Below are 18,438 nucleotides of genomic sequence, written 5' to 3'. Positions count from 1 at the left end.
CAATGCAAAGAAACAGAATGAACATATTATCTATAACAACCGCAATTCAGAGCAATAAACGCACTGAATTTGTGTCGAGTGTTCATGTTTCACGTATTGAACCTCGTTTAGTAAATACTTTCCAACGAACATAGCGAGTACATTATTGTACTTTGAGAGAATAGAAACTGAATAGTTGGAGAGTCCTTACCAAACTTTCCAACTATTTTGTTTGTATGCCCATTTGTGACAGTCGCCTTTATGATGCTCTTCTGCCATTTCCGTCTGATGGGCTGTTGGTAACCAGATTATTAACGTGCAGTGATGCACATAAATTGAGAAGAAATGAACTATAAATTTGATGGCAGCAAGGTGTTCTTTACATCTGATACCCATTTTTATCATGGGAATATCATTCGTTTCTGCAACAGGCCGTTTAAGGATGTGGAAATGATGAATGAAACAATCATATCCAATTGGAATAATACTGTCGGACAGTATGATATTGTTTTTCACTTAGGTGATTTCTGTCTTGGCGGTTCGGCTGAATGGACTAAAATGCTTGACAGGCTGAACGGCAAGATATATCTGATTATGGGCAACCACGATTTGAAGAATATACGCCAAGGCTACATTGACAGATTTGAACATGTGGCAATGCAGATGCACATAGAGGTCGGCAAGCAGAGGATATATTTGAACCATTATCCTTTTCTATGTTTTGATGGTGGATATAAAGATGTGTGGCAACTATTCGGGCACGTTCACACAAGGAAGAACAACACCGGTATAGATGCAGCCAGGCTTCAGTATCTCTATCCGATGCAATACGATGTAGGGGTTGATAACAATAACTTTACACCCATATCATTTGAACAGGTAAAAAGGATGATTGAAAAACAAGTAGAGCAATTTCATAAGAAATAAAAAAGGAGGGTTATGTATGAGTGAATATACAACGGTCTATTTAAGACACAAAGATATGCCTTTGTTGAAAAAGAAAGAGCATCCGTCTCATGAAGAATGCCAAAGTCAATCTAAAGAAGATTTGATGAAAGTCATTCGCGAAATAGATGAATATAACAAACAGGTTGCAAAGTCTTTGGGGTGTAAATTGTTTTATCTTACTACTACCCCAAGTCGTGAATTGACTGTGCTTCCATGTAGTCCATCTCCAAGTGTGCTGACAAACGTCCTTCTTGAGGAGGTTTTATGCTTTTACAAAGAAGAAATCGAACATTGTAAAAAGGCTATTGCTAAGAATAAAGAAGATATTGCCAAGTTGGAAGTACGAATAGCCAAAACGACCGTCGATTTGTACGATAAAATCAACAAGGAGATAGACAACTGCTATGAGAACATAGACTTTGAGGAAGAAGAACTTGAACACTACCAATTCCTGTATAATAAATTTTCTTTCTTGGAGGGTATTATTGGCAATGAATCGAATTCAAAGAATTATGAACTGATTTATACAAAATATTAATAAACAAAAGATTATGAAGATACAATATATGAGCGACCTGCATTTGGAATTCAGCGATAACAGCAGGTGGATGAAACATAATGAATTACCTGTAACTGGCGATGTTCTGGTTCTTGCCGGAGATATATTCTATTTGAAAAACAAGGTTGCACCTTTGAGCTATTTTTGGAAATGGGCAGCTGTAAATTATCGGCAAGTGCTCATTGTGCCCGGAAACCATGAGTATTACAATTATTGTGATGTGATGGATAAGGGACTACAATGGAATTGGATGTTCAAGAAGAATGTAGGATATTACCAGAATCAAGTAGTAAAGATTGATGATACTGATTTTATCATGAGCACTTTGTGGTCTCAGATTTCTCCTTCTGACGAGTATTTTATATGGAAAGGCATGAACGACTTTCGGCAAATAATGTATAATGGCAAATTACTCCAAACTGAGGAGTTTAATCAGATGCATGAATTCTGCTTGGATTTCATCAAGCATAGTCTAACTGAAAGCACCGCAAAGCACATTGTGGTAGTAACACATCATCTTCCCACATTGGAGGCCGTCGCCCCTCACCATAAAGGTTCAGTGCTGAATAGTGCATTTGCAACTGAACTGAGTGGGCTTATTGCCGACAGTCGCATTGACGCATGGGTTTATGGGCATTCACATACCAACATTGATGCTGAGATAAACGGAACAAAGGTCGTTTGCAATCAGATGGGATATGTTTTCCAAAATGAACATATCGCCAATGGTTTTGCTCCGGACAAGTGCCTTGTCTTGTGAAAGGCATAGGTTCGCCGGTAATACACTTTAAAGCCTCAATATATCATATAGTGAACAAAAAAGCACGTGTTCATATATTATATGATATATTGTGGCTTAATGTTTTTCTGTTGAATGCAAGTATAATACAGTAGTTCTACACTTTTTCAAGCGAATAAACCGAATTCGTTACACCTTTTCCAACGAATCATCCCCATTACACGACATCTTTTCAAGCGAATCACAGTATAAATCACCGAAACCAACTTTACTTTATCTCCGTATTCATATATACGTGCATTAAAGTAAACCTAACAGAGGGAGAAAAAGAGATGGCTTCGCCAAAGCCAGACTGAATCATATCTACCGACTTTCTTTTGGGGGCTGCAAAACAATCCCAACTCCTACCTCAAAAGCAAAGCAAGACTCGCCCCTTGCCAAGCCACAAAAGGCAACCCGAAAATCCGTAAACCAGCCTTCCATTTTGCAGACGTAATCGGCGAAATTATCCCCGAGATGCCTTATCTTTGCGAAGCGGAGATTTCGGGGCAAAAGAGAACGATTTTCCCCATTTTCCCTCTGTTTTGAGATAGGCAACGAAGAAAAGTGTTAAATCTTCGATTTTTGAGCAGTATATCTTAAGTCATAAAACACTGATAATAAGCCATTATAATCAACCACTATAATACAGCATAGGCATCTTTATTCGCAGTAGTTGCAAAAATCAACAACTTTAATTCGGGCTCGAAGCCTAGTGCCTTTTCTATTTCTGTATCAATCTCACCTTCTGTTAACTGAGCATTCGCATAGTCATCCTTACCTTTGCATTGAATATCACAATATCCGCCATATTTTTCAACATATGAAAATACACCAACACCATGCTGATTTCGCCCTTGGCAACCATGTCGTTTTATTGTATCTTCACAAGTCCATATTTCACCCCACAATAATTTGCAGAGTTTTTCAAAGTCTTGCCAGTTACTTGGCTTTTTCAATTGATTTTGTGCTATCATACAAAGAAAATATTTTATATACCTAATCTTAAGTCATTGTCATTGTACAATCACAATCAACTTCCTATCTCTATTCAACACAATATCATGTCCATATTCATCAAGATGCTGATATTGATGTTCTCTCCAACCCCTTAGTTCTACCGATTTAACACCTGCTGATGAAAGAACTGAATAGAAGCCCACTCTGATTCTTGGATCTTCAGTCTGTAATAGTTCTTCATATAGTTTATCAGCCGTTGCTTTATCTCGTTTCAACCTCATGGTCAAGGGGGTAACAATCATTCGATAGACAAAAGTCTCTTGAAGTTTGGTCAAGTAGTATTTCAGGTTCTCCACAACTTTGTTATCATCCATCATTGAGAATATGAAGTTGTATGAGGCATAACAATTAGTCAATTCATACTTGTTCTCTTTTAACTCGCTATAAATCTCTTTCAAATTTTCCACGTTAGTGTTGAGTGAACAATTAATTGATATTCTATTAAAGGAATCATCATGCCATTTCCACTCTTCCAGCTTCAGAAGCTGTTTTATATCTTCATCTTTATCAAATTCAGTGACAATGATTTGAGCCAATGTCGCAGACATTTCGCTATTCGTATTATCTATATTGGCTATAACCAATTCTTTCAATAACTGTTTCTGGTTTCCCACTTTCATTAAGAACAGCAGAATATTTGCATCGTCAATATTATCTCTATTTTCATTAAGATACTTTACAATAATTCGAGCCGCGTCTGATGTTGTGTTAATATATTTTGAGAAGAAAACAACATAGGAATAGATACACTTGTCTTCCTTAACAATTTTCTTTAAATTAGCCATATCATCGGCAAGTAAATAATCAGCCTCATCAACGATTGTTTTCTCAATATATGGACTATCATTGTAGAAAATGTGCATCTGGGAAAATTCATACTCTTTACCACCAGAACTCAAGTTTAACTGCACATATTCATCAAGCTTATGATACATTAGATATATACAGAATCGCATTTTGTATGTGTATTCTGTTGTCACCTGAGCCGTATCGAACACCTCCTCGGTAACTTTGAATACGTCTGTATCCCTCCCCGTCCTTTTCAAATGAACAACTAGACATAAGACCATATCACAAAGGACATAGGCATTCCCTTCCTGTTTGAATAGGTGTAACATTCCCTCTAAATGCTCGTCCATACTCGACAGGTTGGAAATCTTATGTATCATCATGAGTCTTAAACGCGTATCCATGTGATACCACTTCTTAAGCATTCGAGAGGCTAACTCAGAACCATGATATTTTACTATAATCTGACCAGCAAATCTATAGTCGTCAGAATAATTAGTCAGAAGGTACTCTTTGACATCCTGACGCTCAGAATAATTCTGTATAATGGCTTCCAGTATGCCCCATTTTGAACCGAGGATATGGTCACTCATCGAGATTTCGCCATTGAGTATCCGTGGTATGTACCTTTCTGCAAATTCCTCCTTGTAATGTTCTATATACACAGACACTGCACGGTCTTTCATTATATCCTTGTTCGCATTATCGATACATTTATCTAGATATGCCTTAATACGTTCGTCATTGCCTTGGTATATTTCATATGCATATCCTGCTATCCACGAAGATTGGTTTAACGGCATCTCATCCAGACATCGCTGAAGTTTTTCGATAACATCAGCATCTTGTCCCCAGTTTTGGATGAGAGGATGGACAACAATATGCTGATAACTTTTCATCCCCTCTAATGCTTCAAGAAGTTTAGCTTTAATTCGAGAATCGTTAACAATGGTATTTACAATGAGGGACTCAGCACCCCACATAAAATGATTTTTGTCCCTATTGACAGCCCATTCGGTTATAACTTGAAGCAAATCAGAAGATAGTTCTTGTCTTTGAATAATCGCCCACAATTCATATCCATTCCCAAAATTAAAAGAATATTCCTTATTAAGTTCCTCCCTGATGGCCTTGATAACATTTGGATGATTTATCCAACATGTCAATAGATATTTCCAGGCTATATCCTTGCTAATACTACCTTGTTCTCTGTAGGGTGCGCTAACCGACTTTAAAGCCTTTTGCATGACAGCATCGTCTTGTAGGAAATATTGCTGCAATAACCGGTTAGCCTCCTCTCGAATTGAAAATGGTAGTTCTGAAACTAATTCAAGGATTCCATCAGATAAAACGGGCTCACCTTTAAATAAAGAAAACTCCATTTGATAAAAGTGAGTAAAGATGTCACCTGCCACAACTTTCCGTATTAGCTCGTTTTCCTGATCTATATCTATCCCATCTACAATAACACTTCTAATGAAGAAGGCTACCACTTCTGGCAATGTTGATGGTACTATATATGAATTAACCATCTCCAGCAACTTCTCATCTCCAGCGATATGATTCCTAATTACCTTAGATGCGAGTATTTTGTTGCTCACATCACCATTTATAACAGTCAAAACAACAAACTGGCGATCTTCTTCCGTCAAGTTAGCCACTTGTGCCAAACCAGATAACCTAATGTCATGATATACGGAAGCCGAAGGGATATATCTGGAAATAAAGTCTTCAATACGAGCCTGTAATGAGGTATTATACAAACCATCGAGCAGGATTTCCAGTAAATCATGTTTGAAGTCATAATCAGATTCCCACTCAATCCTTTGTATGTATTCTTCAATTTCTTCGAGTAAGAAATATTTGGGTGCTTTCACAGATCTTACCAGAACCTCTAATTTCAACTTATACAAATAATAATCCCTATAATCGTTTGTTCTTATAGGTTTTAAGATATTGTACAAACCTACAAAAGCTGATGCTGGCATCATTTCGAAAAGAAAGAGAACAACTTGGTGTAGCCCGGTATTCGAAACATTATCTCGAATAAACGCTTTAGCCCTCTCTATATCTACCGAAAGGTATTTGGCAGTCATAAATTCCTGTAGTTGCCTATTGATAAAGGAGATGCGAGAGCCTATTCTTTCCTCTATAACGCCCAGTTGATGTGTATCATGCCTGAATAAATCATCAACAATACGCGCATTATTCAGTTCCTGCCCTGATGTCTGACTATTCAGATATTGGTTAAGCAGTATTTCTGCCTGGGTCTTATCCATGCTGCCATCATTGTAATAGTCAAACATTTCTTTTGACAGAACTCCAAGCATCATTTTGTTACTTGTGTAGTCAAATGACCCAGAATAGTCGTAAGCCTGGTACTTGCGTGACTGCTGATGCTTAACAAACAATTGCTCCATTATACAGTCCATGGCTGCAATATTGTTGTGAGGAAGTTCGTTACCCTGTAGATATTGCCCAATAAGGATGGTTAGCAGCATAGGGTTCTCTTTCATACGATCAACGTCATGTAGCGACCTCAACTTAGCAGATAGGAACTCTGCTGTCCTCTTTGTTTCGCGAACCAGACCATTATAATGATCAACGCATTTCTTCACAAGCTCATCCTGCTGTAGCGCAGACAATGGTGCGATTGTATATGTGTCGCTTGTACTGAAGGGAGAATTGATATTCGCAATGCCATATTCCCTACTTGAAAAAATGGCTAGTAAATTACCAGCTTCTGTCTCCGCCTTCACTTTACGAATAATTCTATCTGCTTGTAAGGGCTCATCACCCCATTCATCTATTCCATCAGCTATTAATAGTATCTTTTGCTGCTCAAATGCATATTCCAGATAATGGCTGTTTTTCTCCCATAACTTACTTTCTTGAAGCCAATCCCGAACTATGCTCTTTATATCACTATCGCAATTCCTTGCCATATATGAAAATGGCATCCATACAGGTAAGTAGCCGTCATAGATATCCATTTTTCCTTTTAGTAGTTGTAAGGTAAGATACTTTAGCAAAGAAGACTTGCCTGAGCCGGGACCTCCCACAATGAGTAATATATTCCTGCTGGGATTCAATATGGTTGATGCAGGGATTCTGATTTCTCTATTGCTCGTTTTATTCAGTTGGCTATAGAATTCTTTAAGATATTGCTCACTATATTCTTGAATCTCACTACTTTTTATATAGAGATTTGTCGGATCAGCCAGAACAAACTTCTCTTCTGGTTTCACTTGATCATCAGAATATAAGCTTTGTACTTCATCAATAAAGTCAGGCATTACAAATCTTGCCTCTAGAGGGAACCGCGTATTATTACGGTTAACCAGTATTGAATCATTGACATCACGGAACAAGCTACCGTAAACAACATCCATTGCTTGTTTACACTGTGTTATTTTGATGAAATTAAGTGATTTCCATCTTCGTAGCGTTAACTGTGATTTTATCTTTTCTTCTAATACCTGTGTAATCTTTACATTGTGAAACTCACCTTCCGTCGCAGCATATTTCCATAGTACACCATACATCAATGGTTGATTCTGGGCAAAAACACCACCACCAGACATTCCATGTAAACTGTCCATCTTGTCTACATGCGAAGTGATATTAACCAAATCTACTTTGCTATCTACACATTTACAGTCCAGTCTGGTAATTATATCTTGTGCCTCACCTGAAACCCCATATAGTTGCATGGATTTTTCTTCAATGAGGTCATCCGCCAACAAGAAGGGAGTAAAATGCTTTTCGCTCTTGTCAATCTTAATGATAAGAAAATCTTCACCAATAGGAAGTAAAGAATTCGAGATAGTGTCTTTTGTAATGGTTTTATAGGTTACAAAATGGCCATCCTCAAATACTTCTATTTCGATTGTTCCTATCTTATCAAGAACAGCATTCAACTTCTTTTTTCTAGTATCTTTAAAAATATGCTGAGCTGTAAAGATATAATCATACTCGTCATCTCCATCTAATGGGTATAGGACTCCACTTCCTCGAAACTGGAGTCCTCTTCCTTTGATGTCAGCCTTTATCTTAACACAATTACTGCGTATGTCAAAAGTTGAATTCATTGCAAACGTTGAGATTAATATTATTTTCTGTCAACTCTTCTGCTGTTATTCCAAGTACATCAAGAGATTCTTGATAGTTAAAATACACGTTGATTGCCTTATCTGCACTGTCTCTGTAGCGAATAAGCTTGGCAATAGTCTCTTTATTTGGTAAATAATATTTATTATTCTTCTTTGTCGAAATTATGAAGTTTGAACATGTTACCTCGTTAAGGATGTTTTTAGTAACATTTCGCGTACTCCCATGATGGGGAAGTTTCATAAAATCCAATTCAAGAGGTGTACCGTTAGTCTTATTATAAGACTGAAGCGCATCACATAGTTTCTTAGGGGTACTGTCACCTGGTAACAATAACTTCTTGCCTTCACATTCAGCCAGAATTATAATTGACTGACTATTGGTACCTCCTTCATCTATATCGTCATCATCAACATTATCAATCAAGGTCCTTAAATCAATATACCAATCATCTGAACGAACTCCAAGCTCATCAGGTTCTTTCGGCTTATTTTCATATGCAACATCATGGTCAGGTGCTAATACATGCAGTTTTATGTCGCCAAACTCTATCGTAGAACCAAGTAACTCGGAAGTATTATTATTCCAGAACAATCCGTCTATTTCAAGAAGAAGAGACGTTAACTCATTTCCTTCGCCTACAGAATATTCATCTGTCTCTTCTTTCTTGGGAAAGTTAAACCAAACTTGTTTCAGCCTATGTGTCTCTCCAATTTCTTTCATGTGTTTAACCAATGCTATGATACCAGCTATGTGGTCAGAATCAATATGAGTCACCACAAGCAGGTCAATAATCTCATCCTGTGGCATTTTGCTATACTTGGCCCTAATAGCTGCTGTAGATTTTCCACCATCAATCACAATATTCTTCTTATTGTGACTAACCCAAATACTATCACCAGTACCTGCTTGAAGAATCTCTATGACCATTTTCTATATATGTTTTATTAACTTATAACAATGTAATCAGTCTCTCAAACAATCTATTAGGATTATTTTCATTCCATCCTCGCGGGTGTATGCCATTTCTCCACCTGTGAGGGCAATTAGCGAATCTGGTTCACGAAGCCTTAATCGAAGAATCAACGAAACAACATTTCTTTCCTGTTCGTATTACAGTCCTTGAGCGAATAGCCAAAGACCACGCTTCAATATCATCTATGACAAAAATTTCTCCAATGCACTCCATAATCATCAAACGTGGGCATAGATAGCCCTTTCATTTCCTCTGCGACATCGGCAAGCATGTATGTTTTTTTAAGTACAGATGTTTCTTGCGTATGCATGAAGAGTCAGTCTTGTCAACGCTGGATTTCGATGTGTCTTACCCACCCTCGAAATATCCTCGTCACAGATTACTTCCTCATAATCTTTAGCTATCAGTAATTTCGTATCTAAACTCATATCTTCAAGTGAAACTGGCCAACCAGATATTTTATCTCTTTCGAGACTAACTACGAAAATAGTGATTACATCTCATTCAGCCAATTATTTTTCTATTTTTGTTCTAGATAACTTTGTATTTTTGATGGTATACAGTTTGTTAAATTGATTCGGTCAAAGATGGTGATTGTATCGAAAGCAACTTTACTTTATCTCCGTATTCATATATACGTTCATTAAAGTAAAGCTAACAGAGGGAGAAAAAGAAATGGCTTCGCCAAAGCCGAGCCGAACCATATCTACCGATTTTCTCTTTTGGCTGCAAAAGAATCCGAAATCCTAACTCAAAAGCGAAGCAAGATTCGCCCCTCATCAAGACACAAAAGCAACCTGCAAATCCGTAAATCCATCTCCGATTTTGCAGCCTCAATCGGCGAAATAATCACCGATATGCCTTATCTTTGCGAACCGGAGGTTTCGGAGCAAAAGAGAGCTATTTTTCTCTTTTCCCCTTCGTTTGAAGATAAACTAAGGTTAAAAGTGTTAAATCTTCGATTTTCGGCAAAAAACAAGTAAATTTTTGAGCCTTCTACCTTTTAAGCCATAAAGTATTGACAGTCAATTAGCATAATATGCTGCATCGGGAAATAGCAAAATTTAAACCGCTTATTATCAGCTGATTACAAAATACACCTTGGAAAATTCAATAATAATAAAATCAACCACCATATAGCTAATAATCAGCATTTTATATACATAAAGAAACCTAAAATACCGTATTAAATTTTATAATTTTGTCCCCAGTTTGTCCTCTAAAAGTCAGACTGGGGACAAAATTATGTCCCTCAAACAAAAATCAGAAACAATAGTAATAACTCCTTGAAGCAGAATACAGATATGGCAAAGAAAGCGATAACCAAGAAAGAGCTCGTTAAACTTAGAGAAAAGAAGCTGACAAATGGGAAACATTAGCCTGTGCCTTAACATTTATCGTAATGGAAAAAGACCAAGGAATATTTAAAACTGTACCTTAGATCCTGTTTAAATTTTATGCTTACTTCCATTGTAAGCCACGCTCCATTACATCCGAATAATTATAATACTCATGGTTACCGGGAACAATCAAGACTTGCCTATAGTTCTCAGACGCCCATTTCCAAAACTTTGCCCGTGGGGCAATCTTATCCTTTAGATAGAATATATCACCAGCTAATACCAGTACCTCACCAGTTACTGGTATCTCGTTCTGTTTCAGAAATATGCTATTCTCCGAAAATTCTAGGTGCAGATCACTCATGTATTGTATTCGCATTATATGTTGTTTTTGATTGTTCAATCTGATTGTTTATGATATTATAGTACAAATTATTATTTTATATCGTCAACATTTAACTGAAATCAGCAATAATGATAACAAGCAGTACCTAACCGAAAAAGGAATTTACAATTTTTCTTCTACTATTTTTTTTATTTCTTCCACTAATTCATTAAAATGTTTACCATGTTCCTCCCATACAGTCTGAGGTACTACAACTTTGTAATCTCCACCTACATGTACTTGGTCAGAATCCTGATTTAAAGTATCTTTTAAAGTCTCATTTAGCACACCAATATTCATAATTGCAGATATACGATTTATTGTTTCTTCAACATCAGGAAACTCATGTTTGTCAACGTTTTCTCTATTATACGTAATCATGTCTACTTCGCACAAGGCATAATGTGTCTTTTCTTCAACGGAAGTACGGAATTGCAATGCACTCATCAATACAGAATCCTTTTGAGACCAGCGAGACTTAACTTCTATGTAATAAATTGCAGTACCATCAAGTAATATAATAATATCTTGGCCATCTTGCTGACTTAAAACTTCCATTATATGTGAACCAGCTTTCAGTTTACTGTCTATCTCTTTACGTATGAGTTCTTCTACATATTCGCCTAGTTTCTTTTTGTATTCAAAGTCTGCTTCTGAATTCATTTCATCTCTCAATGCAGCTTTACCCAATTCAATAATTCGAGCCAAATTATCATCCTCAGCGACTTCGGCTAAAGCCTTTAGTTTCTTCGTATCACTTACTCGAATAAGACTTAGTATGCTGTCTTTTTTCTCCTTTTCTTGTATTACAGACAGTAGAATAGCACCTTTTGACGAGTCTATTTCACCAAATATTGATGCCCAGTAAACGTCTTTATCTTGCTTTGCTATGATGTCTAAGATTTGTTGTTTCCATTTATTTGCAGAAATATCTGGATAAGCTCCTTCACGTTTTATTTCCAACATGATTTTTTCAGCTAATGAAGAACCTTCTATCGTAGCATTTTCTACAAAATAATCGTTGTATGTATTTTTAAGTAATACACATTTTATGCTTTTACACATATTCTCACCATTCTCGTTATTGACTATCTTATCATACAATGCTATTAAATCATTGGTTATATTAACGCTTTTCGATATTTTTTTTGAATAGCAATATTTATCCATTTCATTCGGATAAACGGTATACTTATCTAGATAAGTACGGTAGTCAGAATAGTTGTATAATGCTATTACCATTTGGCGCACCCATTCAGCATTTTCTGCTTGCTTTTGACTATCCATAAGAGTGAAACGGAATAATGCATCTTTAATTAGTAAAGGAGCAACAGTACGCCAATCATAAATTTCTTTGATATATGCTTCACCTGATTTCAAATCTATATTATAGAAATCAGCTAAAAGATGTATCATTTTATACTGAAAAGCTTCACCTCCGATATTAACTATATATGCATAGAATCCCATTAAGGCATTAATATGATTATCAGAAAGTTTATTTTGCTCATATTTATTAGAATCCACATCAAGTCCTGCTAATATATTTGTTCGATAGATTTCATGTCCCTTCTGCAAATCACTCAACTCTGAAACCAATAGGCGCATGCTTTCTTTAACTTTGTTATGATCGTATTCTTCTATCTTTACATCTTCAAATAAAACAAATCGTGTATGAATAAATGAAGCTACATCGTTAGGCAGTAAGCTGTCTAATATTTTAAGCAAAGATTCATCGTGTATAATAGGATTCAGTAAATCTTCTCTTACCCGCAATTCCCCATTCTTTGTAGGTAGTAGTTTATATTTAGTGAATAACCCTATCTGCTTACTATTGGCTATATAGTTATCAATACACCATAGGTTTTCTTCTCCAATTGTAGTAATATTATTTTTATCGATATATTCAACAATATCACTAAGGTGTATCAAATGTGGATTGAAACTCTCTGCTTCATACCACTGTAATAGTGTTTCACTCCAAAACAACATATTAGTTTCTAACGGTAAATAATCTGTACCATATATTTGTACCGTTACATTATATACAGCTGTCAGTAAATCTTTATTTTCTAGACATGCATCAAAGAGTTCCTTATCAAAAACCTTCGCTTGTCTAGTTATTATATTGCCGTTTTTTGTAATCACAAAAGGAAAAGATTCATACTTCTTTACCCATGATGACTGCAAGCTTTTGTAATAGTTAGCCAAAGCTTCATCGCTATTATGCAAATTAAATGCAACCTTTGCCAAATACATGCAATCTTGTATATTAGAAAGATTCTCTGTAATATAATGACTTACAATAACATCCGCCAATTGTATAATACCTTTATTCCGTTCAGCATCAACATCATTGTTTTGTCCATTACCTACAAAGCGTAAACTGTCACGGCTATCTTTGTCACAAGTAAATAACGGTGAATGAAATATAAAATTTAATCCCCATTGTTCAGTCCCTAACAAAGGTAAATATATGAATAAGTTAGGAACATCTTTAGACAAAGCAAAAGCAACTGATTTACTTTCCAGCTCCTTAATTGGTAAAATAACTATAACTTTAGGTTCCCCGCTTTCTTCGACCGTCTCTTTACTTTGAAGCATCAATACTGTAAAGTCACAGCTTTCTGTTTCACATTTATCAATAGTTACCTTAACTACATTGTAAAAATCACATGTATTAATTATTTCTGTACTTTTTCGAATATATAATTCTTTACAATCCTCTACATTGTCAACAAAAGAAATAGAATTTACACAAGGGTTTAAAGCGATAACGTAAGGAGCAAGAGCAGAAGATGCTTTGAAAGCCTCCTTTGTATTCATCTTTTCCACTTCATGCTCTTGAATATAACGAAATGTAGTTAAAGAAGATGGTCCGCTCACGATAGTTGGATTCCGAGCCCATTCTTCTGTTATTTTTATCTGTTTTTTCAGACTATCACGCATCTGCTTCTTATCGGTTGAAGAACGATCTATCAGAAAATTACTAAAATGATGAAATAATTGTTCATTTTCTAGTAATTGAACAGAACTTGACAGAGTGAACTTTAAACCAAGTTTGTGTGTTGTAAGGAAGCCTGTGCCATATTGCCCTACTTGTACGCTATCATTACGTACCTTTGAGCTAGTCTGTAAAATCAGCGCTTCTAATGTATTATTAGTAAACGAAATACCGTTATGTTGAAATATAAAGCAGTCGTGTTGGCGCTCAAATACTATATCTGCCTTACCATTTAAGGATACGTCCCTAGCGTTCTGTACCATTTCCCATATGGCACGTTGAGGCCTTACTCCTGAATTATTGCCAATTCCAGTAATAATATCATTTGCAGGTTTCCCCCATATAGTTTCATCATGTGCCTCTTCTTTTGCTGCAATAATTTGCTTTTGAATATCTTCTTCCATATTTAATTATTTTATTTTCCTAAAATTACAAAATACTACAATATAGTCTTTAAGCCCAATAGCAATCTACTAATTAGCGTAACAACGATACAGTAGAAACACATATATGTGACGATACAACAATCATTTTAATGTGCATTATATCTAATTTTCAATTATTGCAACCATATAATAATATTTTTATCCATTATATGGATATTTATAACGATCGAGAATTTGTGTTGGATATTTCTTCCGGCCCTGTTCAGATATTAAATATAAATTTTTTCTAGCACGAGAAGCTATAACATACAATATGCGTTTGGCGCTTTCTTCCTTATTTAGCTCACTAAAATGTGGAACATAGCCATCTAACAGCCCAAAAGCTATTACTGTATCAAATTCTGCTCCTTTTACCCCATGGTTTGTAGAGATAGTAATTCCTTTTTTTTGTTGAAAGACTTTTCTAAAAGTATCAATGTTCGTTATAAACTCTGCACCTTCCTTTTTCAATCTCTCGATACGTTTTTTAGAACTATCAAAAAATGCATCATAATGCATTTTTAAATATTTATTCTGATTAATGTCAATATTAACCCTGTCAAGAAATGCATTGAAAAATTTCTTTAGATATTCCAAGCCATCTTGTTCGTTTATTAATATATTATTGCAAATGTATAATATTTGTTTGGCAGATAAATCAACATTAGTTACTCCAATCGATATTAGATTAGTTACTATTTCACTTGCCCAACGTAATCTTCTGATATATAAACCCGGAGTAGAATCTGTTAATATAATACGTGATAATTTATACCAAAAATTATCTATATCACGTGCAAATGGTGCCATACCTGGCCCATCAAAACTATATTGAGGTAAACGTGCCATTAAGTTTCTTGTTAAACCAGATAAATGAATCCATTGTGGTGCAAGTATACATATTTCATTCGGAAAGATATGATATTCATCAATATTTGTTTGAATTATACGAACTATTTCATTTTCTAAATCTTCTATTGAAATTGTCTTATTATAACTAATAACACTTTGGTAGTCCTTCGTTTTTCCTGTAGCCTCTATTTTGTTTGCATAAGTTTTAAAGTAATCAAAATATGATACAAGAAGAGATGATGATCTATAATTATTACTTAATGATAACTCGTCATAATATAATCCCGTTACATTTTCCAATTGAGTTTTATTCATTGGAAAACCTCCTAAATTACCATATATAGATTGATTCGGATCACCAACAATAAAAGCTTTATTCTCTTTTCCGGTTTTTAAAATTGCACCTAAAATCATATATTGCAATTCTTTTGTATCTTGATATTCATCAATTAAAATATAAGGAAAAATATTAGATAGAGTCTTACATATACTTTGATTTTCTTTCAAAAGACAATATGAATAATATAATATTAATCCATAATCTATTTCATGCTTTTCTTTTAAATTCTGATAGTAATCATAGATAATTAATTCTACAGTCTCCTTTATTGTTGGTTTGGTGCAATTTATCTTCAAGCCTTCCGATGTGAAGCAATAACAAAGACAATCCCAATATGTAATTTTTTTCTTTGGTGTTGAATATGAAGCACATAAAGACACTAGATAATTCTCAGTATCATTAGTATTAATAATATCATATCCAAATCTTAGTTCTTCTAGATACATATGGTACGGTTTAAGAATCCATTCAACACAGAATGAATGAATAGTTCCAATCCATAGTTGTTCAGTATCTACCCCCAATAATTCTATTCGCTCTTTTATTTCATCTGCAGCACGATTTGTATATGTGATAGCAATAATATACTGTTTATTGGATTCTAATTTAGACAGTTCATAAGCTATCTTATAGATTATTGTTCTTGTTTTTCCACTTCCTGGACATGCTATTAATAAGATACTGTTTTCATTATATATAGCCTTTTCCTGCTCTGGATTCAAATCATTTTTTCCCCAAACAAACATACCTAAAGTTGATTTAATATATACAATATTGGTTCATTATCATTCAATACTCCTTCTAAAGATTTCTTAATATCGTCAAAAGAAGTACGTCCTTCATTATACGATTTTAATTCGTTTTTAAGATTATCAATTTCTTCATCTTCATCATATGTATCTAATACATATTCTAGCATTTGAACAATTAATTCGTTTGAAAATTTAGATTTTGCAAATACAATAGCATCTAATATATATTTAGGTATACACACTGATGGCGTTATATAATTACTCAAAAGTATTGCATACCATCCTTTACCCTTATAATTTGCCATTGTTAAAATTCTTTTTCCGTATTCCTTTATATCACTAGAATTTATTTCTTGTTCAGACAATTCAATCGTGTCTTTATCTTTATAAACATCTTTAACTGTTGATAAGACTATATCTTTATTACCATTTCCAAGAAATTCTACCTCAAAAGTATGTGGTGCATAAAATGGACATATCCATTCATTTGCATTTTTAATTGAATCTAATTTTGCTTTTCTACTTAAACCTCTTTTTGAGGCCTCTGTATCTTTTCCTGTTATAGATTCATCTAAATCCGTAATAATAGCACATCTTTTCTTTATTCTCTGATTATGAAATAACTGTGCAAGATTTTCAAATCCAGTACTTCTAACATTGATTAAACTTATCCCAAGTTCGTCTAAACTAACTCCTAAAGTATTCTTCACCATTACTGGAATTAGAATTTCTTCAGCATCTCCTTCTACTAAGATTACACTTTTTGCAAATAGTATATTACACCTTATGGCATCTAAAAACCTTTCTATATGCATTATTTCTTCATCATTTAGGCCTATAAATGGTTGATAAACTTCAGAATAATTCTTAAACCTATTTATAATATTCATATTTGAGATATTTGAAACCTCCGAAATATGAGTAGAATGCGTTGAATAAATAATCTGTGTATCTTCGTATTCTATTTTATCAAATAAAGCCTTCTGTATATGTGTATGGATATGTGCTTCAGGCTCTTCTATTAGAAGAAAGTTTGCAATGCGATCTTTTCCTTTTCTATATTTATACTCAAGAAGTTTCAATGTTAGGAATATTAAATTTGCCCCACCTAAACTTAATTCATGAATACTACCTTCATAATCCTCTCCCGGTTCTCCTATAAACAATTTTAATGCATGAAATAATTTTTCGGCCTCGTTTGGAAGATTTGATTTTATAGACAATGAAGAAGGAGAGTACGTAGTACCAACTGCCTCTTTTATTGTTTCGGAAATATTATTAGTAATTTCCTTAATATCATTTAAATCTTCTATTGTTCTATTTAAATCTTTTACTTTATTTGAGATTAACTCTGAATCTTTATCATTTAACTCTTCACTTTTACTTTTTAGAAGTGTCAATAAAGGATTCTTCTTATTATCTTGAAAATCGGACACAACATCTCGCAATGCCTTAATGAAAGTAAATGCAACCTCTTTGCTTATAGATAACTGATGAGGAATACGACCTCCAAACTTTGATTCATCTATTTCATAATTGAAAATTACATTTTCAAAGTCTCCCATCAATTCACGTTGTACATTTTTATCATTAAAATCAACAGTACTCTTCCCTGTAAAAAAAGTCTCATAATCATTGATAGTAATTTTATCTAAAATAAAATTTAATCCATCATGATCTCCTTCTTTTAATTCTGAAAGTTGTTTTCTGATTTCAGGCTTAGGCCTAAAGAATAAATTATAAGTAGCCTTTTTAACTTTATCATCTGCTATGACTCCACTTCCATAAACGAATAAAGCTTGGATAGCTTCTTCATTTGATATTTCACTGAATTCCAAACTTATTATAATCCATCTTCCTTTCCAATTTATCAAATTTCTATTGAAATCGTTTTCATTAAGTTTGTATGCAGAAGATAATAGGTTATCATCCAATATAAGACGAATAGCCCTAAATAAATTAGTTTTACCAGATGCATTTTCTCCAATTATAGTATTTATTCCTTTATTAAAAAGGAAAAATGAGTTCTCAAAATTGCGATAATTCACTAATGATACCTTCGATATATACATAAAAGACCCTCTTTTTTATAATGTGTCCATTTTTATAATTCCACACATTTCTAAATTATAAAATATTATTCATCTAACATACAGATAATACTATCAATCGAACTTAATA

The 18,438-nt window shown here is 34.3% G+C and carries 10 protein-coding genes and 1 pseudogene; 4 read left to right on the top strand and 7 right to left on the bottom strand.

Annotation, left to right across the window (positions count from 1 at the left end):
- The first annotated feature begins 324 nt into the window (after positions 1-324).
- From BF9343_RS05165 to BF9343_RS05155, 3 genes are read left to right on the top strand one after another with little or no spacing between them, the layout of a single operon-like run.
- Entirely contained in the window at positions 325-906 is a 582-nt protein-coding gene (locus BF9343_RS05165; RefSeq protein ID WP_010992326.1) for a metallophosphoesterase, read from the top strand.
- A 16-nt stretch (positions 907-922) separates the two neighbouring features.
- Positions 923-1,465 carry a hypothetical protein gene (locus BF9343_RS05160; RefSeq protein ID WP_010992325.1) on the top strand — a complete coding sequence of 181 codons (543 nt, stop codon included), beginning with the start codon at positions 923-925 and terminating at the stop codon, positions 1,463-1,465.
- Positions 1,466-1,478: 13 nt separating this feature from the next.
- Positions 1,479-2,246 carry a metallophosphoesterase gene (locus tag BF9343_RS05155; protein WP_010992324.1) on the top strand — a complete coding sequence of 256 codons (768 nt, stop codon included), beginning with the start codon at positions 1,479-1,481 and terminating at the stop codon, positions 2,244-2,246.
- A gap of 659 nt (positions 2,247-2,905) precedes the next feature.
- On the opposite strand, the gene BF9343_RS05150 is transcribed toward BF9343_RS05155, so the two are convergent.
- The 3 genes from BF9343_RS05150 to BF9343_RS05140 are packed head-to-tail and all read right to left on the bottom strand — an operon-like array spanning position 2,906 to position 9,113.
- On the bottom strand, positions 2,906-3,241 hold the full coding sequence (locus BF9343_RS05150; protein WP_010992322.1) for a hypothetical protein: 336 nt from the start codon (positions 3,239-3,241) through the stop codon (positions 2,906-2,908).
- Positions 3,242-3,280: 39 nt separating this feature from the next.
- Positions 3,281-8,164, bottom strand: a complete 4,884-nt coding sequence (locus BF9343_RS05145; protein ID WP_010992321.1) for an NACHT domain-containing protein — start codon at positions 8,162-8,164, stop codon at positions 3,281-3,283.
- Positions 8,148-9,113 carry a ComEC/Rec2 family competence protein gene (locus tag BF9343_RS05140; RefSeq protein ID WP_010992320.1) on the bottom strand — a complete coding sequence of 322 codons (966 nt, stop codon included), beginning with the start codon at positions 9,111-9,113 and terminating at the stop codon, positions 8,148-8,150. The genes BF9343_RS05145 and BF9343_RS05140 overlap by 17 nt, the downstream gene beginning before the upstream one ends.
- Positions 9,114-9,881: 768 nt before the next feature.
- Here BF9343_RS05140 and BF9343_RS23595 point away from each other — a divergent pair.
- Complete coding sequence (locus BF9343_RS23595; protein WP_010992318.1) at positions 9,882-10,142, top strand: hypothetical protein; 261 nt, start codon at positions 9,882-9,884, stop codon at positions 10,140-10,142.
- 481 nt (positions 10,143-10,623) lie between these two features.
- On the opposite strand, the pseudogene BF9343_RS05135 reads toward BF9343_RS23595, so the two are convergent.
- From BF9343_RS05135 to BF9343_RS05120, 4 genes and pseudogenes are all read right to left on the bottom strand, one after another.
- Positions 10,624-10,878 (bottom strand): annotated as a pseudogene (locus BF9343_RS05135) (metallophosphoesterase); the annotation flags it as partial.
- 129 nt (positions 10,879-11,007) lie between these two features.
- Positions 11,008-14,292 carry a sacsin N-terminal ATP-binding-like domain-containing protein gene (locus BF9343_RS05130; RefSeq protein WP_010992317.1) on the bottom strand — a complete coding sequence of 1,095 codons (3,285 nt, stop codon included), beginning with the start codon at positions 14,290-14,292 and terminating at the stop codon, positions 11,008-11,010.
- A 180-nt stretch (positions 14,293-14,472) separates the two neighbouring features.
- A complete protein-coding gene (locus BF9343_RS05125) occupies positions 14,473-16,251 on the bottom strand; it encodes a UvrD-helicase domain-containing protein (RefSeq protein ID WP_010992316.1) in 1,779 nt (592 codons plus the stop codon).
- A gap of 2 nt (positions 16,252-16,253) precedes the next feature.
- On the bottom strand, positions 16,254-18,329 hold the full coding sequence (locus BF9343_RS05120; protein WP_010992315.1) for an ATP-dependent nuclease: 2,076 nt from the start codon (positions 18,327-18,329) through the stop codon (positions 16,254-16,256).
- Between the last annotated feature and the right edge of the window lie 109 nt (positions 18,330-18,438).

The sequence above is a fragment of the Bacteroides fragilis NCTC 9343 genome, assembly GCF_000025985.1.
Taxonomy (GTDB): Bacteria; Bacteroidota; Bacteroidia; order Bacteroidales; family Bacteroidaceae; genus Bacteroides; species Bacteroides fragilis.
The sequence above is the reverse complement of the archived record's forward strand: the minus strand, read 5'-3'. Positions and strand labels throughout refer to the sequence as shown.

What these genes read in the sequence shown, in the direction of transcription:
- BF9343_RS05150 (WP_010992322.1), bottom strand. Translation starts at nt 3,241, where the DNA reads ATGATAGCACAAAATCAATTGAAAAAGCCAAGTAACTGGCAAGACTTT.
- BF9343_RS05130 (WP_010992317.1), bottom strand. Translation starts at nt 14,292, where the DNA reads ATGGAAGAAGATATTCAAAAGCAAATTATTGCAGCAAAAGAAGAGGCA.
- BF9343_RS05160 (WP_010992325.1), top strand. Translation starts at nt 923, where the DNA reads ATGAGTGAATATACAACGGTCTATTTAAGACACAAAGATATGCCTTTG.
- BF9343_RS05120 (WP_010992315.1), bottom strand. Translation starts at nt 18,329, where the DNA reads ATGTATATATCGAAGGTATCATTAGTGAATTATCGCAATTTTGAGAAC.
- BF9343_RS05145 (WP_010992321.1), bottom strand. Translation starts at nt 8,164, where the DNA reads ATGAATTCAACTTTTGACATACGCAGTAATTGTGTTAAGATAAAGGCT.
- BF9343_RS05155 (WP_010992324.1), top strand. Translation starts at nt 1,479, where the DNA reads ATGAAGATACAATATATGAGCGACCTGCATTTGGAATTCAGCGATAAC.
- BF9343_RS05140 (WP_010992320.1), bottom strand. Translation starts at nt 9,113, where the DNA reads ATGGTCATAGAGATTCTTCAAGCAGGTACTGGTGATAGTATTTGGGTT.
- BF9343_RS05125 (WP_010992316.1), bottom strand. Translation starts at nt 16,251, where the DNA reads ATGTTTGTTTGGGGAAAAAATGATTTGAATCCAGAGCAGGAAAAGGCT.
- BF9343_RS05165 (WP_010992326.1), top strand. Translation starts at nt 325, where the DNA reads ATGAACTATAAATTTGATGGCAGCAAGGTGTTCTTTACATCTGATACC.